This is a genomic window from Streptomyces sp. NPDC029674, assembly GCF_044903205.1.
GTDB lineage: Bacteria > Actinomycetota > Actinomycetes > Streptomycetales > Streptomycetaceae > Streptomyces.
In genome coordinates this window covers 1-22856 of sequence record NZ_JBJDPY010000008.1, presented here as the reverse complement: position 1 = coordinate 22856, position 22856 = coordinate 1, and the positions used below count along the sequence as shown (strand labels likewise).

The window sequence follows — 22856 nt, the reverse complement described above, 5'->3', positions numbered from 1 at the left end:
CGAAGCGCTTCGACTGCCGGGCAGGCGGACCGGGCCGGGCCCGGTCCGCCCCGGCCCGCCCTACAGCTTCGGGTGGGCGTTCCTCATGAGCTCCTGGAACTGGGCCGAGAACCAGTGTCCGGAGAGCGGCGCGTCGGGCAGCGCGCCGGGCTTGTTGTAGCCGTTGCGCGCGTTCCCGCCGTACGTGGGGTCGCACATCCGGTCGAATCCCTTGCCCTCGTCGTTCGGGATCTCCTTGCTGGCGCCGTCGGACTCGCCCGGCGGCTTCATCCACACGTAGGCGTCGATGCCGGCGGCGGGTGCGGCCTTGGGACGTTCACCGAGGCCCGCGCCGGACTGGTTGCACCAGTTGCCGATGTGGATGCGGCGGTCGTAGCGGCCGCCCTCCACATAGGTGTTGACGTCGGTCGTCGGGCCGGGTCCGGTGGGCCGTGCCGTGCCGCCCCAGCCGTTGCGGGAGGTGTCGATCAGCATGCCGATGTCGGACCGGAAGCCGGTGGAGACCAGCTGGTTGCGGAAGGCCTGGGCGAAGGAGAGCTCGTCGGTGTAGCGGTTCCAGTCGACCCACTTGGACTCGCGGACCGACCTGCCGTTGACCGAGTCCCCGATCTTGAAGTTCTCCTCCTTCAGGGCGCTGTAGTTGGCGGTGTTGGTGATGAAGCCGTGCACCTTGTCGACCGTGCTGCCCTCGGCGGTGGCCGCCTCGCGGAAGATCTGCGCGGAGGCGGCGAAGTTGTCGTCCCAGCCGATCCAGCCGTGGTGGCCCGCGTCGACGTAGTTGTAGACGTTCGGGACGGCGCCGAGCTTGTTCAGGGCGTAGCCGACGCCCTTCACGTAGTTGCCGTTGGCCTTCATCACGTCGCACTCGGGGGTCGCTGTGGGGCGGCCACCGGTGTTGGTGACGAGGTTGGGCAGGGAGTCGATCTCGACGGTCGTGACGATGCGCAGGTTGGCGTACTTGGAGTCGGCGAGGATCCTCGCGATCGGGTCGATGTACTCCGTCTTGTACCTGTCGATCTCGGTGGGCCCGAGCTCGCCGTTGGAGGCCAGCGCCGCGCAGTCCCGGCCCGGCAGGTTGTAGATGACCAGCTGGATGACGCCGGCGCCCTGCCGGAGGGCCGTGTCGAGGTGGGCGCGCAGGCCCATCTTCCCGTTGGCGCCCTGGATCGCTGCGATCCGGTCGAGCCAGACGCCGGTGGGCTGGCTGGAGATGCGGCTGCCGCCCGGTTCGGCGTCGGCCTTCGCCTTCCATTCGGGGTTCACATAGCCCTTGGCGCCCGCGTAGGGGTTGTCGACGCGGGCGGCGGCGGCCTCGGCCCCGGTGCCGCCGGTGAGCGCGACGGCGGTGCCGCCGCTCACGGCGAGCACCGTGGCGAGTGCGAGGAGGAGGGTGCGTGATCTGTGGTGGGTGCGGCTCATGATGTGGTCGTTGCCTTCCGGGTGTCGAGGGCGCGCAGGTGGTCGCGCAGCCCGATGCCGAACGGGGTGGGTGTGCCGTCGTAGGAGCTGATGAGGGCTGGACCCGATGAGCAGTCCCAGGCGTTCCAGGTCCAGCCGAGGTAGGAGAGCCCGCGGTCGTCGAACCACTTCATGACGCGGTCGATGAAGCCGTGGGAGCAGGTGTTCTCGCCGATCTCGCCGGCGACGAGCGGGACTTCGGCGGCGACGGGGGCGAGGGTGCGGTTCCAGCAGCCCTCGTCGGCGCAGGTGTTGAAGTTGTAGACGTGCCACGCCGCGGCGAGATTGTCCGCCGGGTCGGCGGGCGCGTGCCGCGGCCAGCCGCTCAGGTCGTTCGCGTACGCGATACCGGCGGCGAGGACGAGGTTCTTCGCGCCGGTGGCGCGGACCGCGTCCAGCAGGTCCTGCATCCCGGCGACTTCGTAGCCGATGCCGGGGCAGCGGCCGCCGTCGCGCCAGCAGGTCCAGGCCTCGGCGGTGGTGGGGGTCGCGCGGTCGGGATAGGGCTCGTTGAAGAGGTCGAAGACGACTTCGGGGTCGTCCTTGTAGGTGCGGGCGACCGAGGTCCAGAACGCGGGGGTGTACCGCGCGTTCGGCATCGGCTTCTGGCAGCTGGCGTGTATGTCGTGGCAGCCGGCCGAGTTGCCGGTGTACTGGCCGTGGGACCAGTGCAGTTCGACGACCGGTGTCATGCCGTGCCGCTGGACGCGCTGGACCAACTCGTCTATCGCGGCCCGGTAGTTGGCGCCCGCGTACTTCGGGTCGATGTTGGCGGTGCCGAGCCAGCACTCTTCGTTGAGGGGGATGCGGACGGTGTTGGCCTTCCAGTCCGCGATGGCCCGGACCGAGGCGTCGTCGACGGGGCCGTCGAAGACGCCCCAGCCCTGGACGCAGGCGAACTCGCCGCCGGAGCGGTTGACTCCGAGGAGGCGGCGGGTGTCTCCCCGCGCGTCGACGAGCTTGTTGCCCTCGGCGCGCAGGACGGGCGGGGGTGCGGCCGAGGCGGTCCCGGGCGCGGCGGGCTCGGTCGCGCTCGCCGTGGACAGTACGGCCGGCGCGGTCAGGCCGCCGGCGGTGAGCAGGACGCCGGCCAGCAGGGCGAACATGCGTGACAGGCGTGGGGTATGTCGCATGAGCGAGTCCTTCGCGGTCAACTCGACGTCGGCGCACGGCCGGTTCCGAGGTCAACTGAACGGAATCGCTCCCACTGTTGAACGCGGAAGCTATCAGTGAGTTGCCGCCGGGGCCAGATGGGTTCGCGCATTCTCCGGGGATTTACTTGTCGAATTCATTCGACAGTTCCGCCGTCGAATGAATTCGACGCGCCAATGCGCGCCGACTCTCTTGACATGTTCTTGTAACACGTTGACCTTGGGAGCGCTCCCACTGGTTCCCCGCTCCCATCTCTTGGAGCTCGCCCCCCTACGCACCGACAGGAGGGACCAGCGCATGCGCGCCTTCCCCGGATCAGCAGCAGAGCCCGAGGAGACCAGCCCCCCACTCAGCCGACGCCGGCTGCTCGCGATCGGCGCCGCCGCCGTCGCCGTACCCGCCACGACCGCCCTGACACCCGCAGGTCGGACGGCCCACGCGGGCGAGGCCCCGGCCGCCGCCGCGAACGAGTACGAGCAGCGCTTCCTCGACCTCTACGCGAAGATCACCGACCCGGCGAACGGCTATTTCTCGCCGGAGGGCATTCCGTACCACTCCGTCGAAACACTCATCGTCGAGGCCCCCGACCACGGCCACGAGACGACGTCCGAGGCATACAGCTATCTGATCTGGCTGCAAGCCATGTACGGCAAGGTCACGGGTGATTGGAGCCGTTTCAACGCGGCGTGGGAAACCATGGAGAAATTCATGATCCCGACCCGCGCGGACCAGCCGACGAACAGTTTCTACAATCCCTCGAAACCGGCCACCTACGCTCCCGAATGGGATCAGCCTTCCCAGTATCCGGCCCGCCTGGACCCCTCGGTCTCCACCGGCACCGATCCGCTCGCCGCCGAGCTGAGGAGCGCGTACGGCACCGACGACGTCTACGGCATGCACTGGCTCCAGGACGTCGACAACACCTACGGCCTGGGCGGCTCCGGTTCCGCGCCGACGTACATCAACACCTTCCAGCGCGGCGCGCAGGAGTCCGTGTGGGAGACGGTCACGCAGCCCTGCCGCGACGCGTTCACCTACGGCGGCAGGAACGGCTATCTGGACCTGTTCACCGGCGACTCCTCGTACGCGAAGCAGTGGAAGTTCACCAATGCTCCCGACGCCGACGCGCGCGCCGTGCAGGCCGCCTACTGGGCGCACAAGTGGGCCTCCGCGCAGGGCAGGGCCAGCCAGGTGGCGGCGACCGTCGCCAAGGCCGCCAAGATGGGTGACTACCTCCGGTACGCCCTGTTCGACAAGTACTTCAAGAAGGTCGGCGACTGCACCAGCCCGTCCGGCTGCGCCCCCGGCAGCGGCAAGAGCAGCTCGCACTACCTGCTGTCCTGGTACTACGCCTGGGGCGGCGCGCTCGACACCTCGGCGGGCTGGGCCTGGCGCATCGGCTGCAGCCACAGCCACGGCGGCTACCAGAACCCCCTCGCGGCCTACGCCCTCAGCTCGTACTCGGCCCTCGCGCCCAAGTCGGCGACCGGCAGGGCGGACTGGCGCCAGAGCCTCACCCGCCAGCTGGAGTTCTACCGCTGGCTGCAGTCCGCCGAGGGCGCGATCGCGGGCGGCGCGACCAACAGCTGGCAGGGCCGGTACGCGCAGCCGCCCGCGGGCACGCCCACCTTCTACGGCATGTACTACGACGAGAAGCCCGTCTACCACGACCCGCCGTCCAACCAGTGGTTCGGCTTCCAGGCGTGGTCGATGGAGCGGGTCGCCGAGTACTACCACCAGACGGGCGCGGCCGACGCCAAGGCCGTCCTCGACAAGTGGGTGGCCTGGGCGCTGGCCGAGACGCGGGTCGCCGCCGACGGCACGTACACGTTCCCCTCCACGCTGCGGTGGAGCGGCGCGCCCGACACCTGGAACCCCGCGAGGCCCGGCGCCAACAGCGGACTGCACGTCTCGGTGGTCGACCGCACGAACGACGTGGGTGTGGCCGGGGCGTACGCGCGCACCCTCGTCTACTACGCCGCCAAGTCCGGCCACGCGGCGGCGAAGCGGACCGCCAAGGCGCTCCTCGACGGCATGTGGACGCACCACCAGGACGCGCGGGGCATCGCGGTGCCGGAGAAGCGGGCCGACTTCAGCCGCTTCAAGGACGCCGTGTACGTGCCGAACGGCTGGAGCGGCACCATGCCGAACGGCGACCCGATCAACGGGTCGTCGACGTTCCTCTCCATCCGCTCCTTCTACAAGCAGGACCCCGACTGGCCGAAGGTCGAAGCGTATTTGGCGGGCGGCGCGGTGCCCACCTTCACGTACCACCGGTTCTGGGCGCAGGCGGACATCGCGCTGGCGCTCGGGGCGTATGCGGAGCTACTCGTCTAGCCCTGCCGCTCCGTGTACGGGCCGGTCGGGACCCCCGCCGGGGGGACCGGCCGGCTCCTTCCCCGTCCGCCGAGCGAAGGTCCGTCCTCCGTCCCCCATGTGAAGGGAACCCCCATGCCCCCTCTCCCCCGCGCCCGCAGAGCGCGCGCCCTCCCCGCCCTCCTCGGGCTGCTCGTCGGGTTTCTCGCCGGTGGGCCCGTGGCGCCCGCCGGTGCGGACACCTTCGACGGGACGGCGGCGGCCGCGCCCGCCTCCGTGCCGTACGACTGGAAGAACGTCCGCGTCGACGGGGGCGGTTTCGTCCCCGGCATCGTCTTCAACCGCACCGAGCCCGGTCTCGCCTACGCCCGCACCGACATCGGCGGCGCCTACCGCTGGCAGGAGGCCACCGAGTCGTGGAAGCCGCTGCTCGACTCGGTCGGCTGGGACGACTGGGGGCATACCGGCGTCGCGAGCATCGCCTCCGACTCCGTCGACCCGGACAAGGTGTACGCGGCCGTCGGCACGTACACGAACGACTGGGACCCCGGCAACGGTGCCGTGCTGCGCTCCGGCGACCGGGGCGAGACCTGGCGCAAGGCGGATCTGCCCTTCAAGCTGGGCGGCAACATGCCGGGGCGCGGCATGGGTGAGCGCCTCGCCGTCGACCCGCACGACAACAGCGTGCTGTACCTGGGCGCGCCGAGCGGCAAGGGCCTGTGGCGTTCCACGGACTCGGGCGCCACCTGGCAGCAGGTCACGAGCTTCCCCAACCCCGGGAACTACGCGGAGAACCCGGCGGACACCAGCGGCTACGCCTCCGACAACCAGGGCGTCGTCTGGGTGACCTTCGACGAGTCGACGGGGACGGGCGGCGGCAGGACCCGGACCATCTACGCCGGGGTCGCCGACAAGGAGAACGCCGTATACAAGTCGACGGACGCTGGGGCGAGTTGGGAGCGGGTCGGCGGACAGCCGACCGGCTACCTCCCGCACAAGGGCGTCCTCGACGCCGAGAACGGATACCTCTATCTCGCGTACAGCGACAAGGGCGGCCCTTACGACGGAGGGAAGGGCCAGGTGTGGCGGTACGCGACGAAGAGCGGTGAGTGGAAGAACATCAGCCCGGCCGCCGAGGCCGACACGTTCTACGGCTACAGCGGGCTGACCGTCGACCGGCAGCGCCCGGGCACGGTCATGGTCACCGGCTACAGCTCCTGGTGGCCCGACACGCAGATCTTCCGCTCCACGGACAGCGGCTCCAACTGGACGTCGGCGTGGAGCTATTCCTCGTACCCGAACCGCGAGAACCGCTACACGATGGACGTCTCGTCCGTGCCGTGGCTCTCCTGGGGAGCCAACCCCGCTCCGCCCGAGCAGACCCCCAAGCTCGGCTGGATGACGGAGGCCCTGGAGATCGACCCGTTCGACTCGGACCGGATGCTGTACGGCACGGGCGCCACCGTCTACGGCACGGAGAACCTGACTCAATGGGACGCGAGCGGCGGCAAGTTCGGCATCAGGCCGATGGTGAAGGGACTGGAGGAGACCGCGGTCAACGACCTCGCCGCGCCCCCGTCCGGCGCGCCGCTGTTCAGCGCGCTCGGTGACATCGGCGGCTTCCGCCACACGGACGTGTCCAAGGTGCCGCCCCTGATGTACACGCAGCCGAACCTCTCCACCACGACCAGCCTGGACTACGCCGCCTCGAATCCGAACACGGTGGTGCGGGTCGGCAACGCCGACGCGGCGCCGCGCATCGGCTTCTCCACGGACAACGGCGCCCACTGGTTCGCCGGGCAGGAGCCGTCCGGTGTCACGGGCGGCGGCACGGTCGCCGCGGCGGCCGACGGGAGCCGCTTCGTGTGGAGCCCGGACGGCGCGGGCGTGCACACGGCGGCCGGGTTCGGCTCGTCGTGGACGGCGTCGAAGGGCATACCGCAGGGCGCGGTCGTGGAGGCCGACCGGGTCGATCCGAAGACGTTCTACGGCTTCAAGTCGGGCACGTTCTATGTGAGTTCCGACGGCGGTGCGACGTTCAGCGCGAAGGCGTCGGCCGGGCTGCCCGCCGAAGGGCCCGTGAAGTTCCAGGCCCTGCCCGGCAGGAAGGGTGACATCTGGCTGGCGGGCGGCAAGTCGGGGGCGACGTACGGCCTGTGGCACTCCACCGACGGCGGCGCCACCTTCAAGAAGAACAAGGGGGTCCAGGAGGCCGACACCATCGGCTTCGGCAAGGCGGCGCCCGGCGCCTCGTACCAGACGCTCTACACCAGCGCGAAGATCGGCGGGGTCCGCGGCATCTTCCGCTCCACGGACGCGGGCGCGACCTGGGTGCGCGTCAACGACAGTCGCCACCAGTGGGGTTGGACCGGCGCGGCGATCACCGGTGACCCGAAGGTCTTCGGCCGGGTGTACGTGGCGACGAACGGCCGCGGCATCATCTACGGCGACACGGCGGCGCGCCGCTCACGCTGACGGGTGCCGTCCGGACGGCGGGCGCCGGGAGTGGCCGGTATCGGCTCGGCTACCCTCGGCGCATGCCGATCACATTGCGCGCGCCGGAGGCCGACGGGCTTGCCGAGGTCGTGGCCGTGCTGCGGGAGTGGCAGTACGAAGGGGCGCCGATGCAGCTGCACCCCGGGGACCTGGGCTGGTTCTGGCGGTTCGGCGCGCAGGCGGTGGCCGCCGCGGTCCGGGCGTGGCGCAAGGACGGCCGGATCGTCGCCCTGGGACTCCTGGACGAGCCCGGGCTGTTGCGGCTGACGATCGCGCCGGACGCCGTGGCGGACGAGGAGCTGGCGCGGCGGCTGGCCGAGGACGCGAGCCGGCCGGAGCGCGGCGTGCTGGCCGGGGAGAAGGCGTACGTCGAGGCTCCGCGAGGCGCCCTGGTCCAGGACCTGCTGACGGAGAGCGGCTGGTCGGCCGACGAGCCGTGGACGCCGCTGCGCCGTGACCTGACGGAGCCGGTCGCGGACCCGGGCGTGCGGATCGAGGTGGTCGGGCCGGAGCGGGCGCACGTGCGGACCGCCGTGCAGCGGGCGGCGTTCGACAGGCCGACGTTCACGGACGAGCGCTGGCGCACGATGGCGGCCGGGCTGCCGTACGCCGACGCCCGGTGTCTGGTCGCGTACGACGAGCGGGACGACGCGGTGGCGGCGGTGACGGTGTGGTCGGCGGGACCGGACAGGCCCGGCCTGCTGGAGCCGATGGGTGTGCACCCGGACCACCGGGGTCACGGCCACGGCAGGGCGATCACGCTCGCCGCGTCGGCCGCGCTGCGGGAACTGGGCTCGTCGAGCGCGGTCGTCTACACCCCGAGCCGCAACACGGCCGCCGTCGCCACCTACCGGTCGGCGGGCTTCGCGCAGCTCCCCGAGATGCGGGACCAGCGCCGAAAAGAACTCTGACGACTCCGGCGATCTCCGTACACTGACGCGCATGGCATGCCGCATCAGTGAGCTCGTCCTCGACGCCGCCGACCCGGAGCGGCTCGCCGCCTTCTGGAGCGAGGTGCTCGGATACGTCGAACTGGGCCGGGAGGACGACGGAAGCATCGAGATCGGACCGCCCGGCACCGGTTTCGGCGGCCCGCAGCCCACTCTCGTCCTCAGCCCCAGCAGCGCCCCGCGGGCCGGCAAGCTGCCGCTGCACATCGACGTCAACGCCACCGACCGGGACCAGGACGCCGAGCTGGAGCGGCTGCTCGCGCTCGGCGCGAAGCCCGCCGACGTCGGCCAGACCGGCACCGAGAACTGGCACGTCCTGGCCGACCCGGAGGGCAACGAGTTCTGCTTGCTGCGCGCCCGCATCCAGCCCCTCTGACAAGGGCCGGAGCGGGGCCGGGCGTCAGCGGATCCGGCCTGCCCCCGCGCCCCTGCCGACGGTGTGCGGCACGTGCCGCGCGTCGTCCACACCGGTCCGCAGCGTCGGGGTCCAGCCCGCCCCGGACCGCAGGGGCTCGGCGGGGAACTCCTTGTTGTGGGCGGCGATCAGGTCGACGGTCCTGCCGTTGACGCGGTTGCCGGTGGCGGTGACCGGTGCCTCCTTCCACTTCTTGAGGACGCGTCCCGCTCCGATTCCTGCGGGGAGCGTGAACGCGTTGGCCTCGGCGACGAGTTGCGACTCCGCACCGATGCCGAAGCTGTACTGGTAGCCGCTCGCCGGGACCACGAAGTGGTTGTTGTAGGCGTCGACCTTGCCGAAGCGGACGCGCGGAGCCCGCTCGATGACGTTCCGGAACTGGTTGTGGTGCAGGGTGACGCGGAGCTTGCCGCGGTCGGTGGCGCCCGCGCTGTCGCTGTTGCCGATCATGAGGGTCTTGTCGTGGTCGGCGAAGACGTTCCAGGAGACGGTCACGAGGTCGGCGCCGCGCACGACGTCGAGTTCACCGTCGTGTTGCTGATAGAGCTCTCCGTAGTAGGAGGGCAGCGTGCTGTCGGGGTGGGCGCCGTCGGTGAACGTGTTGTGGTCCAGCCACACGTGCGTCGAGCCGTGCACGACCGCGCTGTCGTACTCGGAGTTCCAGGCCCCGGTGGCGCCGTCCGTGGGGTCCCACTGCGGGAAGCAGTCCAGCGGGCTCTCCAGGGTGAGGTTGCGGACGACGACGTTGTCGGCGTCCTTGATCTGGAGGCTGCCGCCGGTGATCCCCGCGTTCCTGCCGACGCCGACGATCGTCGTGTCGGAGGGGATGTACGCCTTGACGGCCGCGGCCTGCCGGGCGGCCGACGCGGCGCGCAGCTCCTCCTGTTCGCCGCTGACCGGCCGGTCCCTGCCCCACACGGCGGGATCGTAGGCGGCGAGGTACTTCGCGAAGTCGTACCCCTCGGCCTCGAACGCGCCGCAGCCCGCCGCGTCGGCGCGCAGGGTGCCCTTGACCTTGATGAGCCTGGGGACGTCGCCGCCCGCGGCCAGCGCCGCCCGGAACTCCTCCCAGGTGGTGACCGTGAAGGTGTGCGCGGCGTCGGCGCCCGCGCCGCCGGTGGTGCCGCCGTCCGCCGACGCCCAGCCGTCGTGCGGCGGCAGGACGTGGCGCGCGGGCGGGGCGGCCTGCGCCGTGGTGGCGGTGGCGGTGGCTCCGAGGACGAGCGCGGTGCAGCCCGCGAGGACCGCGTAGGACGTACGCATGGTCAGGCTCCTTGTGGCCAGGTGATCCAGGACTCGGGGATCTCGTCGTCGAGACGGCGTACGTCACCGGGGGCGAGCACCCGGCGGTGCAGCAGCTCGGCGGCGACGAGGCGGGCCACGGCGATCGCGCCGGGCGGATTGAAGTGCGTGTTGTCCTGCTCGGTCGCCGTCCAGTTGAAGTACTTCTTCGTCTCCTCGGCGCCGAGCTTCTGCCACAGCGTCCGCGACAGGTCCTGGATGTCGAGGAGCGCGACGTCCGCCTCCCGGGCGAGGGCGCGCATCGCCGCGGGGTACTCGCCGTGGGTGGGCAGCGCGTTGCCCGCCGTGTCGAACCTCCTGCGCTCCACCGGGGTGAGGAGCACCGGCCGGGCCCCGCGTGCCCGCGCCCCGTCGACGTACCGCCGCAGGTGGTCCCGGTAGCTCGTCCAGGGCTCGGTGTAGCGGGCCGGGTCGTCCTTCTTCTGGTCGTTGTGGCCGAACTGGACGAGAAGGAAATCGCCGGGGGTGATCAGGCCGAGGATCGTGTCGAGCCGGCCCTCGTCGATGAAGCTCTTCGAACTGCGGCCGTTCATCGCGTGGTTGGCGACCGGCAGCCAGTCGCGCAGGAAGAACCGCAGAGCCATGCCCCAGCCGGTCTCCGGCGCGGCGGACGCGTACTTCTGGGCGGCGGTGGAGTCCCCGGCGACATACAGGGTGCGCACGCCCGGACCCGCCGCCGTCACCGGTCCTGCTTCTGCCACTCGGCCTGCGCCTCGTTGAGCTGCTCGGCGAGGCTGTCGAGGAAGTCCTTCGCGGACATCTTGCCGAGGAGCACCTTCTGGTAGTCGGGCTCGTTCTCGGCCTTGCTGATGGTGTTCCAGTCCGGCAGGTAGTACGGCAGCTGCACGATCTTCGTGGAGCCGTCGTTCAGCGCGGCGGCCGCGAGCTTGGTGGGCTCGGCCTTCTTGATCCAGCCGTCCTTGGCGGCCTCGGTGTTGGCGGGGATGGCGCCGGCCGACTCGTTCCACTTGCTGTTGGAGGCGTGCGAGGCGGCGAACTCGATGAACTTCCAGGCGGCCTTCTTCTTCTTGCTCGACTTGAAGAGGCCGAGGCCGTCGACCGGGTTGGAGACCTGGACGCGGACCCCGGCGTCGGTCGTCGGGTTGGGCAGACCGCGGAACTTGTCCTTGCCGAGCGCCTTCACGTGGTCCGCGTAGGAGCCGAGGTTGTGGCTGAGCATGCCGATCTGCCCGTTGTCCCACTGGGCGTTCATCTTGGTGAAGTCGTTGTTGAGGTCGGCGGACGGCGTGGCCTTCTTGTAGAGCGCGGCGTACTTCTTCAGCGCGGCGACGTTCTTGGGGTGGTTGACGGTGGTCTCGTCGCCGTCCCAGAACGAGCCGATGCCCGACTGGCCGTACATCGCGTCGAGGGCCTGCGCGATGGAGCCCTCGCCGCCGCGGATGGTGTAGCCGAAGCGGTTGGCCTTCTGGTCGGTGAGTTTCCCGGCCGCCTCGTAGAACTTGGACCAGGTGGTGGGCGCGTCCAGACCGGCCGCCTCGAACAGGTCGGTGCGGTAGTAGAGGACGCCGTTGCTGGCGGAGGTCGGCACGGTGAACAGGTCGCTGCCGCCGCCGGCCGCGCGCACGCTGTCGACCATGCCCGTGTTCAGCTTGCCCTTCAGCGCGCTGCCGTCGAGGCGCTTGTCGAGCGGCTCCAGGGCGTCCTGCGCGGCGATCCCGGCGAGCATGGCGGCGCCGACACCGCCGACGTCGGGCAGGCCGCCGCCCTGGATGGCGGTGTCGTACTTGGACTGGACGCTCTCCGCGGGCACCCCGACGTACTTGACCTTGATGTCGGGGTTCGCCTTCTCGAAGTCCCTGATGATCTCCTTCCAGATGTCGTGCCGGACGGCCGTGTTGTTGTCCCAGAAGGTGATCTCGCCCTTGCCGGAACCCTCGCCGCCGCCGTCCCCGGCCGCGCCCCCGCCGTCGTCACCGCAGGCGGTGGCGGTCAGCGCGAGGACGGCGGTCAGGGCGATGGCGGTCGTACTCGTTCTCGTTCTCGTGTTCATCGTCGGCTCTCTTCTTCAGTGGGTGATCCGGAAGTGCGTGAACAGGGCGGTACCGGCGGGTCCCGTGCCGGCGGGCGCGGCCGCGAACAGGCCGAACAGGGCGCCGACCCAGTTCCAGGGGGTGGCGGCGAAGACGGGGCCCGAGGGGCGGAAGCCGTCGCCGGTGTCGGCGTGGAAGCGGCAGCGCGCGCCCGCGGTGACCTCGACGCGCAGCCGGGCCGTGCCGTCCGGCGCCGGTCGCGGACGTTCGGCGTCGCGCTCCTGGCCGCCCCGCTCGGCGAACCGGTGCACGAGCCGGACCGTGCCGTCGGTGTCCCGCTCCAGGCCGATCCAGGAGTACGCGTCGCCGAGCACCGCGAACCCGGCGCGCGCGCCCGGCGCCTGAGCGGGCAGGGTCAGCCCGACCTCCGCGACGCACGGCCTGAGCGGCAGGCGCTGCGTGAACACGTGCGGCAGGGTGCGCAGGTCGTCCGCCCGCGGGCCGCGCACACAGGCCAGGTGCAGACCGTCCCCGGAGTGCGAGGCCGCCCACCCGTCACGGGGGTTGGCCGTCCACTGCCACTGCCGTCCGTACCGCCCGCCGGGGAAGTCGTCGTCGGTGGCGGGCGCGGACCGGGGCTGCTCCGGGAGCACGGGCTTCCTGTGTACGTCGACGGGGGCGCCGTCGTCGCCGAGCACCGGCCACCCTTCGGCGTCCCAGCGCATCGGCTGGAGGTGGACGACGCGTCCGTACGGGCCGCGCTGCTGGAAGTGCAGGAACCAGTCCTCGCCGCGCGCGGTGCGCACCCAGCCGCCCTGGTGCGGCCCGTTGACGTCGGTGCCGCCCTGCTGGAGCACGGTGCGTTCCTCGTAGGGGCCGTGGAAGCGGCGGGCGCGGAAGGCGCCCTGCCAGCCGGTCTCGACTCCCCCGGCCGGTGCGAGGATCCAGAACCAGCCGTCCTGCCGGTAGATCTTGGGGCCTTCGAGGGTGAACCAGCCGGGGATGCGGTCGCCGTCGATCAACACCTGCCCCTCGTCGAGGAGTTCACGGCCGTCGGCGCTCATGAGGTGGCCCGTGACGCGGTTCTTCACGCCGGACCGTGACTTGGCCCAGGCGTGCACGAGGTAGGCCGCGCCGGTCTCCTCGTCCCACAGGGGGCACGCGTCGATGTAGCCCTTGCCGGGTTTGAGGAGGTGCGGCCGGGTCCAGGGGCCGCGGATCGCGGGAGCGTTGATCTGGAAGACGCCGTGGTCGGGGTCGCCCCAGAAGATCCAGAACCGCCCGTCGTGGTGGCGCAGGGACGGCGCCCAGATCCCGCAGTCGTGCCGCGGCACGGCGAAGGCCTCAGCGGGCTCGAGCCGCTCGACGGCGTGCCCGATCAGCGTCCAGTTGACCAGGTCCCGCGAGTGCAGCAGGGGCAGGCCGGGGGCCCGGCCGAAGCTGGAGGCGGTGAGGTAGAAGTCGTCGCCGACGCGCAGCACGTCGGGGTCGGACCAGTCGGCGGCGAGGACGGGGTTGCGGTAGGTGCCGTCGCCGAGGTCCCCGGTGACCGGGCTCGGTCCGGGCGCGGTCACGCCGTCACCGCCTTGCGGACCAGCGCCGCCGCCTCGTCGCGTCCGAGGGCGCCGTCGGCGACGACGGTCACCACGCGGCGTACGACCGTGTCACCCGGGGCGATCGGCAGTCGGCCGTCGGCGGCCAGGGAGGAACCCACACCCGGATACTCGGCGGCGCGCACGAACCACGGGTCGTCGCGGGTCGCCGCCGTGGCCCCGGCGAACACCAGGGTCCAGCCGTCACCGGACAGCGCGAGCCAGTCCGCGCGGGCGGCGTGCCCCGCCGCCTCGCCGTCCGCGTCCGCGGTGAACACGCGCGGCGGCGCGGGCTCCTTCGGGGCGCGCCAGAAGAAGCCGCCGTATCCGGCGCCGGGACGGCCGTTGGTGGCGGGGCTACCGATGGAGAGCTCCTCACCGGTGGCGTTGGTGAGGGAGAAGGTGAAGTCCAACGCCCATGCGGCGGCGGTGAGTTCGGCGGCGGCGACGGTGCGGCGCTCCCGCAGCAGGACCTCTCCCCCGGCCGACCAGGTCAGGTCCTCGACGAACCCGTCCGGGTCCTGGAGCTTGAACCCCTGGTGGCGCTGGGCTCCGTGGTTGTCGAGATCGACGGGGCCCTGGTCCCGTACGAAGGTCCGGCCGCCCCAGAAGTTGCGGCCCGCCACGTCGGGCACGGCCACGCCGACGCCGAGGTGGTGGAGGTGGTCCGCCGGGCACAGTTCGCTGACGGGCGTGCCCGCGAGGGTGCTGACCGGGTGCAGGTAGGGGCGCGGGGACAGGTGCGGGTCCAGCTCCGGCCGGTAGGTGTAGCGGCCGACGGGGCGTCCCGCGCAGCGCAGGACGAGGGCGTGGTTCATGACGTACTCACCTCGTTGTGAATGTCGTCGGGGCGGGCCGGGCCCAGTCGGCGCCCAGCTCGGAGTAGAGGGAGAGCGTGTCGGCGGCGACCGCGACCAGCTCGTCGACGCCGTGCACGATGCGGCGTTCCGCGCGCTCCCCCGGAGCGGTGCTCCAGGCCGGCGCGGGCAGCGCGACCGGGTCGGGGGCGGTCCTGACGGCCTCGACGACCCGCATGAAGGCGCCGGTCGCGGCGGGCGGGACGAGGAGGCGGGCGCGTCCGGCGAGGTGCTCAACCAGGTTCTCCAGGAGGTCGGTCCTGCCGTGGAGGGTGGTGTGCGCCGGGACGGGGCCCGCACCTTCCCGGCGCACCTCCACCCGGTCCTGCCGGTACCAGAAGGTGATGCGCCCCCGGGTGCCGTGCACGACGACGTACGGTTCCTCGCTCGTGTCCGCGCACAGCGTCGCCGCCACGGCGATCCGGGCGCCGCCCGCCGTGTGGACGCGGACGCACGAGGTGTCGTCGGACTCGATGGCGTTGGCCCGGAACAGCTCGGTCTCCACCGAGCTGACGTCCTCGGCGGTGGTGGCGTCCGCCAGCGCGAGGGCGGTGGCGACGGCGTGCGCGAGGGGGTTCGTCAGGACGCCGTCGACGACGTCCACGCCGTCGAGGCGGCGGCGCCCCGCCCACGGCGCGCGACGGAAGTACGCCTCGTCCCGCACCCAGGCGCCCGCACCGCCGACCCCGGTCACCTCACCGACCGCCCCGTCCGCGATCAGTCGGCGGATCGCGGGGATCGCGTGCGAACCGAGCGACTGGAAGCCGATCTGGACGGTGATGCCCGCCGCGGCAGCGCCGTCGGCCATCCGCCGGAACTCCGCGTAGGACGGGGCGGGCGGCTTCTCCAGGAGGAGGTGGACGCCGCGCGCGGCGGCGGCGAGCGCCAGGGTGGTGTGGGTGGGGATGGGGGTGCAGACGACGGCGACGGCGGCGCCGGTCGAGTCGAGCAGCCCAGCGAAGTCGTCGGACTGCTGCACCGTGTCGAACCCGGTGAGCTCCGCGCCGTCGAGCGGCCGCAGCTCGCAGACGCCCACGAGGCGTACGCGACCGGCGTGCTGGAGACGGCGGATGTTCTCCAGGTGCCAGGCACCGTGACCGCGCGCCCCGGCGAGGACGACTGGCAGCGGTGGGCGCAGGTCCCTCATCCCTTCACCGCCCCGGCGCTGAACCCGGTCACCAGCCACTTCTGGATGAAGGCGAAGACGATCACCACGGGCACGGCGGCGACGACACCGCCCGCGGCGAGCGCGCCCAGGTCGACGCTGTCGGCGCCCATGAGGGTGGCGAGGCCCACCGGGATCGTCTGCTTGCCCTGGTCGCTGAGGAACATCAGGGCGAACAGGAAGTGGTTCCAGCTGTGCACGAAGGCGAAGGACCCGACGGCGATGAGGCCGGGCCGCAGCATCGGCAGGACGATGGCGCAGAAGGCGCGGAAGCGGCCGCAGCCGTCGACCCAGGCGGCCTCCTCCAGGGAGTACGGCACGTTCTTGATGAAGCCGCTGATCAAAATCATGGAGAGCGGGAGCTGGAAGACGGTCTCCGCGATGATGACGCTGCCGAGCGAGTTGATCATCTGGAGCTCGGCGAAGATCTGGAAGAGCGGCACGAGCATCAGGGCGCCGGGAATGAACTGCGAGCACAGCAGCGCCAGCATGAAGCCGCGCTTGATGCGGAAGTCGAAGCGGGCCAGGGCGTAGCCGCCGGCGAGGGCGACGAGCGTGGTCATCACCATGGAGGCGACGCCGACGAGCAGGCTGTTCTGGAAGAAGGTGGCGAAGCTGCGCTCGGTCCACACCTTGTCGAAGTGCTCGAAGGTGATGGGCCACGGCACGAGCGAGGTGGAGCCGCTGGGCCGCAGGGCGAAGAGCAGGATCCAGTAGAAGGGGATGAGGGTGAAGAGGAGGTAGAGGCCGAGGGGGAGGTAGATCTGCCAGCGGGGCGCCTCGTCCCAGGCGCGCTTCCTGCCCTTGCCCGGCCGCTGCTTGTGCTGGTGGTGAAGCTGCTGCTGTTCCGCGACGGTCGCGGTGGTCACGGCGGTCACTTGTCCTGCCCCCCGAACTTGCTGAGCCGCAGATAGAGCAGCGAGCAGAAGAGAAGAATCACGAAGGCGATGGCGGTCAGCGCGGAGGCGTAGCCGAAGTCGTGGGAGTCGACGGCGATGGACGCGATGCGCAGTGGCAGGGTCGTGGTCTCGCCCGCGGGGCCGCCGCCGGTGAGGGTGTAGAGCAGGTCGACGTTGTTGAACTCCCAGACCGCGCGGAGCAGCGTGGACAGGATGATCGCGTCCTTCAGGTGCGGCAGCGTGATGTGGAAGAACTGCCGGACGCGGCTCGCGCCGTCCACCTCGGCCGCCTCGTACAGGTCCTTCGAGACGGACTGGAGGTCGGCGAGGATGAGGATCGCGAAGAAGGGCACGCCGCGCCAGAGTTCGGCGACGACGACGGCGGGGAAGACGGTGCCGGTGTCGGAGAGCCAGGACGTGCCGTAGGAGCCGATGCCGGCGTCCGCGAGGTAACGGGTGATGCCGGTCTGGGAGTTGAATATCAGCAGCCAGATCGTGGAGGTCAGCACGCCGGAGACGGCCCACGGCGAGAAGACGAGGGCGCGGGCCATCGCGCGGCCGACGAAGGTCTGGTTGACGAGCAGGGCGAGCGCGAGCCCGAGCAGGAGTTGCAGGACGACCTCGACGGCCACCCACTGGAAGCTGAAGCCGAGGGTGCGCCAGAAGTCCGGGTCGTCGGTGAACGCCGTCACGAAGTTCTCGAAGCCCGCGTAGCCGTTGCGCCACGGCTTGGTGGGGTTGTAGTGGCGCAGGCTGTAGTAGAAGACGCTGATCACCGGGTAGGCGATGAAGCCGAGCATCAGCAGGGCGGCGGGGGCGATCAGCAGGTACGGCAGGCGGCGCGGGGTCGTCCCGGTCCTGCGCCGCTTCTTGTGCGGGGGCGGTGGCGCCGTCCCGGCGGTGCTGGGCGGTGGCTTCGCCACGGCTGCGGCGTGGGCCATGACACTTCTCCGATCGTGGATGTACGAGTGAAGCGCTTCGCGTACGGCGTCCGGTATCTCGGACAAGAAAAAGGGGGGGCTGGGTGTGGCGGTCAGCCCGCGTACGGGTCCGGCACCGTGCCCGGCCTGGCCAGGAACGCGAAGTCGCACCCCGTGTCGGCCTGGGTGATCTGTTCGCTGTAGAGGGCGCCGTAGCCGCGCTCGTAGCGGGCGGGCGGCGCGGTCCAATCGGCCCGCCTACGCGCCAACTCCTCGTCTGATACGTCGAGTTGGAGGCGGCGCGCCGCGACGTCGAGGGTGATGAGGTCGCCGGTGCGCACCAGGGCGAGCGGCCCGCCGACGTGCGACTCGGGCGCGACATGCAGCACACACGTGCCGTACGAGGTGCCGCTCATCCGCGCGTCGGAGATCCGCACCATGTCGCGCACGCCCTGCTTCAGCAGGTGGTCCGGGATGGGCAGCATGCCGTACTCGGGCATGCCGGGTCCGCCCTTGGGGCCGGATCCGCGCAGGACGAGCACGTGGTCGGGGGTGATGCCGAGCGCCGGGTCGTGGATGGTGCGCTGCATCGTGCGGTAGTCGTCGAACACGACGGCGGGTCCGGTGTGCCGGAGCAGTCGCGGGTCGGCGGCGATGTGCTTGATGACGGCGCCGTCCGGGCAGAGGTTGCCGCGCAGGACGGCGACGCCGCCTTCCCCGGCGACGGGGTTGTCGCGGGGCCGGATCACGTCGTCGTGGTGGACGCGGGCGCCGGCGAGCTGCTCGCGCAAGGTGTCGTGCGCGACGGTGGGGCGGTCCAGGTGCAGCAGGTCCGTGATCCGGGAGAGGAACCCGGGGAGGCCGCCCGCGAAGTGGAAGTCCTCCATCAGGTACTTCTCGCCGCCCGGCCTGACGTTGGCGAGGACGGGCACGGTGCGGGCGATCCGGTCGAAGTCGTCGAGGGTGAGCTTCACCCCGGCGCGGCCGGCCAGCGCGATGAGGTGGATGACGGCGTTGGTGGAGCCGCCGAGGCCGAGGACGGTGGTGACGGCGTCCTCGAAGGCGTCCGGGGTCAGGATTCGGGACAACCGCAGGTCACGGCGGACGAGTTCGACGATCCGCAGTCCCGACGCGGCCGCCATCCTGTCGTGCCCGGAGTCGACGGCGGGGATGGACGAGGCGCCCGGCACGGTCACGCCGAGCGCCTCGGCGGCGGCGGTGAGCGTGGAGGCGGTGCCCATCGTCATGCAGTGACCCGGGGAACGGGCGAGCCCGCTCTCCAGTTCGGTCAGCTCGCAGTCGCCGATGAGTCCGGCGCGGTGGTCGTCCCAGTACTTCCACATGTCCGTGCCGGAGCCGAGGGTCTCGCCCCGCCAGTGCCCGGGCAGCATGGGCCCCGCGGGCACGAAGACGGCCGGCAGGTCGACGCTCGCGGCGCCCATGAGCAGCGCGGGCGTCGTCTTGTCGCAGCCGCCGAGCAGCACGGCGCCGTCGACGGGATAGGAGCGGAGGAGCTCCTCGGTCTCCATGGCGAGGAGGTTCCGGTAGAGCATCGGGGTCGGCTTCTGGAAGGTCTCGCTGAGCGTGGAGACCGGGAACTCGAGCGGGAAGCCGCCCGCCTGCCACACGCCCCGCTTGACGGCCTGGGCGCGGTCGCGCAGGTGGGAGTGGCAGGGGTTGATGTCGGACCAGGTGTTGAGCACCGCGATGACGGGCTTGCCCAGGTGCTCCTCGGGCAGGTAGCCGAGCTGCCGGGTGCGGGCCCGGTGGCTGAAGGACCGCAGCCCCGCGGAGACGCTGTCCCCGTACCACTGGCTGCTGCGCAGCTCCCGGGGCGGGTGTCCGCCCGCGCCGGTCATATGGACCACTCCGCGACGATGGCGGCGACCTCGGCCCGCTCGGCCTCCGGCAGGAGGCTGCTCGGGGCGCGTACGTCGCGGCGGCAGAGGCCCAGCGTGGCGAGGGCCTCCTTGACGACGGTGACGTTGTTCGCCGAGCCGTCGGCGGCGCGCAGTTCCTCGAAGCGGCGGATCCGCTCCCACACCGCCATGGCGGCCGGGTGGTCCCCGGATCGAAGCGCTTCGATCATGAGCAGCGAAAGGCGCGGGGCGACGTTCACGAGCCCGGAGGTGAAGCCGGTGGCGCCCGCCGAGAAGTACGAGGGGGCGTACGGCTCGGCGAGCCCGGCGACCCATACGAACCGGTCGAGTCCGGCGTCGCGCGCGAACCCGGCGAAGCGGACCGCGTCCGGCACGGCGTACTTGACGCCGATGACGTTGGGGCAGGCGTCGGCGAGTTCCGCGAGGCGGGCGCCGGGCAGGGCGGCGTCGCGCAGGTAGGGGACGACGCCGAGCCCGGGGACGGCCTCGGCGATCGCCCGGTGGTAGTCGACCCAGCCGCCGTCGGAGACGTACGGGTGCACCGGCTGATGCACCATCACCATGTGGGCGCCGAGAGCCTCGGCGTGCCGGGCGGCGGCCACCGCGGTGGGCACGTCGTGGCCGACCCCGACGAGGATCGCGGCGCGCCCCGCCGCCTCGTCGACGGTCGTCTCGACGACGGCGCGGCGCTCGTCGGGGGTGAGGGCGTAGAACTCCCCCGTGTTGCCGTTCGGCGTGAGGGTGCGCACCCCGGCGTCGAGCTGCCGGCGCAGCAGCTTGCGGTGGGCGCCGTGGTCGATCGAGCCGTCCTCGGCGAAGGGCGTCACCGGGATCGCCACGACGTCGGCGAGCGCGGCACGCCGGTCCGCGAAGGGCGGCGGTGTCACGTGGGTCACTGGAGGTCCCCTTCCGAGGGAAAGGCGCGCTGCACGAACGAGGCGATGTGGCGGTGCAGCGCCTCCGCGGCACCGTCGGCGTCACCGGCGAGGGCGAGCCGCAGGATCTCCTGGTGCTCGGTCGCCTCGCGGGCCCACGAGGGGTCGGCCGACCAGGCGACGGCGGAGACGAGGGCGGCCTGGTCCCGCACCTCGTCGAGGAGGCGGCCGAGGAGCGGGTTGCCGCAGGCCGAGTACAGCGTGCGGTGGAACTCCCGGTTGGCCAGGGAGCGTTCGGCCGCGTCCTCGGCGAGGTCGGCCCGCGCCAGCGCGTCGCGGGCGGTGTCGAGCGCCGCGCCGCGCCGGACGGTGCGGCGCAGCGCCTCCGGCTCCAGGAGCAGCCGAACGTCGTACACCTCGCGCGCCATGGCCGCGTCCACGGTGCGTACCGCTGCGCCCTTGTACTGGCTCATCGCGACGAGCCCGGTGCCCGCCAGTGTCTTGAGGGCCTCGCGGACGGGCGTCTTGGAGACCCCGAACTCACCGGCGAGCTCCGTCTCGACCAGTGGCTGTCCTGGTCTCAACTCGCCGGTGAGGATGCGGTGTTTGATCGCTTCGAGCACGAACTGCGTGCGCGAGGGGATCGGGGTCGGCACGGACGTCATGGGCACCCTCAGATCTCACGTATCGCGTATCACGTCTCATATATGACGTACGAAGTACGACGCGTAGAAGCTAAGAGGGCGCCCCGGCTTCGTCAACGCTTCTGACAAAAGAAGCGCCGGCGAATTTCCCGGCGACGTCAGCGGTGCCCGAACCAGCGTGCCGCCGGAAGCAGTTGACGGTCGTAGCCGAACAGCGCCTGGTTCTCCCAGGCGTTGCCCGAGGAAGGGTCGGCGGGGTCCCAGCCACTGCCGTCGACCGCCGTCCAGGCGGGCTCCCAGTACACGACGCCGAGCCCGCGGCCGCCGGGCACGGCCTCGACGACGTTCATGACGTCGCGCAGGTTGGCGGCCTGTCCGGCGGGTGTCGCGGGGTAGCCGGCGGCGAGCTGGTCGGCCCTGGCCACGTTGTTCTCCAGGCCGTCGCCGTTGGCGAGGGTGTGCGCGTACGCGGTCTCGGCGACGAGGACCGGCTTGCCGTAACGGGCCGCCGTGTCATCGAGGTTGGCCTGCAGTTCGTTGAGCGGTCCGTGCCAGTAGCCGTAGTACGAGAGGGCGATGACGTCGAAGGGCACGCCGCGCGAGACGGCCTGGTCGAACCACCACCGCGTGCCCGCGTTGTCGCCGCCCTTGGCGAGGTGCAGGGCGACCCGCGTGCCCGACGACACGGCCTTGGCGGCGCGGGCGCCGGACGTCAACAGGCCCGCCAGTTGCGCCCAGTTGTCCGTCGAGCCCTCGGGCCAGAGCATGCCCGCGTTGAGCTCGTTGCCTATCTGCACCATGTCGGCGGTGGTGCCCTGCGCCTTCAGGGCGTTCAGGACGTCGTACGTGTGGTCGTACACGTCCTTGGTCAGCCGGCTGTAGCCGTGCGATGCCCAGGCGGCGGGTTTGTTCTGCTTGCCCGGGTCGGCCCAGCTGTCGGAGTAGTGGAAGTCGATGAGGAGCTTCATGCCGCGGGCCTTGGCGCGTGCCGCCATGGCGAGGACCTTCGCCTTGTTGTTGTAGCCGTCGGCGGGGTTCACCCAGACCTTCAGGCGGGCGTAGTTCATGCCCGCCGACTTCAGGATGGCGAGGGCGTCGCCGCCCGTGCCGTCGGCGTAGCGGTAGGTGGCGCCGTGCGCCTCGTTCTTGGCGAGCGTGGAGACGTCGCCGCCCTTGACGGCCAGGCCGGTCGAGCCGGGCGCGAAGGTGACGTCGTCGAAGTTGGCCCACTCCCCCGCGTGGGCGTCCGAGTACAGGCGCACGGTGCAGGCGCCGCCGGTGACCCGCACGGACGTGACGAGCCGGATCCAGCCGCCGTTCGGCGTGGTCGGCAGGTCCGTGCGCTGCTCGGCGTTTCCGCTCTTGAGCGCGATGTAGGCGGCGTTCTGGCCGCCGCTGGAGCGGACCCAGGCCGTCAGCGTGTACGGGCCGTCGGCCAGGCCGGTGAGGTACTGGTACGTCTCCACCTTGTAGGCGGAGGCCGACCAGTGGGAGAGGCGGGTGCTGCCGCTGCGGCCACCCGCCTCCGTGAACGCGGCGCCCGTGCTGCCGTATCCGGACCATCCCGTCAGGCCGTTCTCGAAGCCACCGTTGGTGAGGGCGCTCGCGGCCCGCGCGCCGTGGGCGGGCAGAGCGAGGGCGGCGGCCCCGCCGAGCGCGGCGGCCAGCAGACCTCTCCGGGAGGCGCGGGCCACGGTTGTGCGCGCTGCGTTGTTGCCGTGCATCGTCGATGTCCCTTCGACGTAGCGGTACTTGGGCGGAAAGGGATGAGAAGGAGGGGAAAAGAGTGCGGCGGGGGGGGGGGGGGGCCCGCGCCCGGGCCGCCCCCCCCCCCCCCCCCCCCCCCCCCCGCCGCATCTCCTGCACGAGCTCTTCCATGTGCGTCACATGGCGGCGCAGTTCGAGCACGTCCTTGAGGCTGCTCGCGGCCATATGGGTCTCGAT

At 71.5% G+C, this 22856-nt stretch carries 18 protein-coding genes; 4 read left to right on the top strand and 14 right to left on the bottom strand.

What is annotated here, in order from left to right:
• Positions 1 to 60: 60 nt before the first annotated feature.
• Positions 61 to 1419, bottom strand: a complete 1359-nt coding sequence (locus tag ACI2L3_RS20140; RefSeq protein WP_404753715.1) for a glycoside hydrolase family 6 protein — start codon at positions 1417 to 1419, stop codon at positions 61 to 63.
• Positions 1416 to 2591, bottom strand: a complete 1176-nt coding sequence (locus ACI2L3_RS20135; RefSeq protein WP_404753714.1) for a glycoside hydrolase family 5 protein — start codon at positions 2589 to 2591, stop codon at positions 1416 to 1418. Before ACI2L3_RS20135 ends, ACI2L3_RS20140 begins: the two co-directional genes overlap by 4 nt.
• Positions 2592 to 2907: 316 nt before the next feature.
• Between ACI2L3_RS20135 and ACI2L3_RS20130 the strand changes: the two genes are divergently transcribed.
• The 4 genes from ACI2L3_RS20130 (at position 2908) to ACI2L3_RS20115 (ending at position 8748) form a co-directional block, all read left to right on the top strand.
• Positions 2908 to 4947, top strand: coding sequence for a glycoside hydrolase family 48 protein (locus ACI2L3_RS20130; RefSeq protein WP_404753713.1), 2040 nt, complete (start codon positions 2908 to 2910; stop codon positions 4945 to 4947).
• A gap of 114 nt (positions 4948 to 5061) precedes the next feature.
• A complete protein-coding gene (locus ACI2L3_RS20125; RefSeq protein ID WP_404753712.1) occupies positions 5062 to 7401 on the top strand; it encodes a WD40/YVTN/BNR-like repeat-containing protein in 2340 nt (779 codons plus the stop codon).
• Between the two features lie 62 nt (positions 7402 to 7463).
• The gene (locus ACI2L3_RS20120) at positions 7464 to 8333 is read left to right on the top strand and encodes a GNAT family N-acetyltransferase (protein ID WP_404753711.1); all 870 of its coding nucleotides are present in this window, start codon (positions 7464 to 7466) and stop codon (positions 8331 to 8333) included.
• Positions 8334 to 8364: 31 nt separating this feature from the next.
• The gene (locus ACI2L3_RS20115) at positions 8365 to 8748 is read left to right on the top strand and encodes a VOC family protein (RefSeq protein ID WP_404753710.1); all 384 of its coding nucleotides are present in this window, start codon (positions 8365 to 8367) and stop codon (positions 8746 to 8748) included.
• Between the two features lie 24 nt (positions 8749 to 8772).
• Here the strand turns inward: ACI2L3_RS20115 and ACI2L3_RS20110 are convergent, their stop codons facing one another.
• The 12 genes from ACI2L3_RS20110 to ACI2L3_RS20055 all read right to left on the bottom strand — a co-directional run bounded on the left by ACI2L3_RS20110 (position 8773) and on the right by ACI2L3_RS20055 (position 22636).
• Positions 8773 to 10050, bottom strand: a complete 1278-nt coding sequence (locus ACI2L3_RS20110) for a polysaccharide lyase family 1 protein (protein ID WP_404753709.1) — start codon at positions 10048 to 10050, stop codon at positions 8773 to 8775.
• 2 nt (positions 10051 to 10052) lie between these two features.
• Positions 10053 to 10790 (bottom strand): rhamnogalacturonan acetylesterase, encoded by a 738-nt coding sequence (locus ACI2L3_RS20105; protein WP_404753708.1) that lies wholly within the window; start codon positions 10788 to 10790, stop codon positions 10053 to 10055.
• Positions 10769 to 12100 (bottom strand): ABC transporter substrate-binding protein, encoded by a 1332-nt coding sequence (locus tag ACI2L3_RS20100; protein WP_404753707.1) that lies wholly within the window; start codon positions 12098 to 12100, stop codon positions 10769 to 10771. Before ACI2L3_RS20100 ends, ACI2L3_RS20105 begins: the two co-directional genes overlap by 22 nt.
• A gap of 15 nt (positions 12101 to 12115) precedes the next feature.
• Complete coding sequence (locus ACI2L3_RS20095) at positions 12116 to 13654, bottom strand: family 43 glycosylhydrolase (RefSeq protein WP_404753706.1); 1539 nt, start codon at positions 13652 to 13654, stop codon at positions 12116 to 12118.
• Entirely contained in the window at positions 13651 to 14490 is an 840-nt protein-coding gene (locus tag ACI2L3_RS20090; RefSeq protein WP_404753705.1) for a PmoA family protein, read from the bottom strand. The genes ACI2L3_RS20095 and ACI2L3_RS20090 overlap by 4 nt, the downstream gene beginning before the upstream one ends.
• Positions 14491 to 14497: 7 nt before the next feature.
• The gene (locus ACI2L3_RS20085) at positions 14498 to 15676 is read right to left on the bottom strand and encodes a Gfo/Idh/MocA family protein (protein WP_404753704.1); all 1179 of its coding nucleotides are present in this window, start codon (positions 15674 to 15676) and stop codon (positions 14498 to 14500) included.
• On the bottom strand, positions 15673 to 16563 hold the full coding sequence (locus tag ACI2L3_RS20080) for a carbohydrate ABC transporter permease (protein WP_404753703.1): 891 nt from the start codon (positions 16561 to 16563) through the stop codon (positions 15673 to 15675). Before ACI2L3_RS20080 ends, ACI2L3_RS20085 begins: the two co-directional genes overlap by 4 nt.
• A gap of 5 nt (positions 16564 to 16568) precedes the next feature.
• On the bottom strand, positions 16569 to 17534 hold the full coding sequence (locus tag ACI2L3_RS20075) for a carbohydrate ABC transporter permease (RefSeq protein WP_404753702.1): 966 nt from the start codon (positions 17532 to 17534) through the stop codon (positions 16569 to 16571).
• Between the two features lie 92 nt (positions 17535 to 17626).
• Positions 17627 to 19372 (bottom strand): L-arabinonate dehydratase, encoded by a 1746-nt coding sequence (gene araD / locus ACI2L3_RS20070; RefSeq protein WP_404754029.1) that lies wholly within the window; start codon positions 19370 to 19372, stop codon positions 17627 to 17629.
• Positions 19369 to 20280, bottom strand: coding sequence for a dihydrodipicolinate synthase family protein (locus tag ACI2L3_RS20065; RefSeq protein WP_404754028.1), 912 nt, complete (start codon positions 20278 to 20280; stop codon positions 19369 to 19371). Before ACI2L3_RS20065 ends, araD begins: the two co-directional genes overlap by 4 nt.
• Before the next feature lie 5 nt (positions 20281 to 20285).
• Positions 20286 to 20933, bottom strand: coding sequence for a GntR family transcriptional regulator (locus ACI2L3_RS20060; protein WP_404753701.1), 648 nt, complete (start codon positions 20931 to 20933; stop codon positions 20286 to 20288).
• Between the two features lie 137 nt (positions 20934 to 21070).
• Positions 21071 to 22636, bottom strand: coding sequence for a glycosyl hydrolase 53 family protein (locus tag ACI2L3_RS20055; protein WP_404753700.1), 1566 nt, complete (start codon positions 22634 to 22636; stop codon positions 21071 to 21073).
• Positions 22637 to 22856 lie beyond the last annotated feature (220 nt).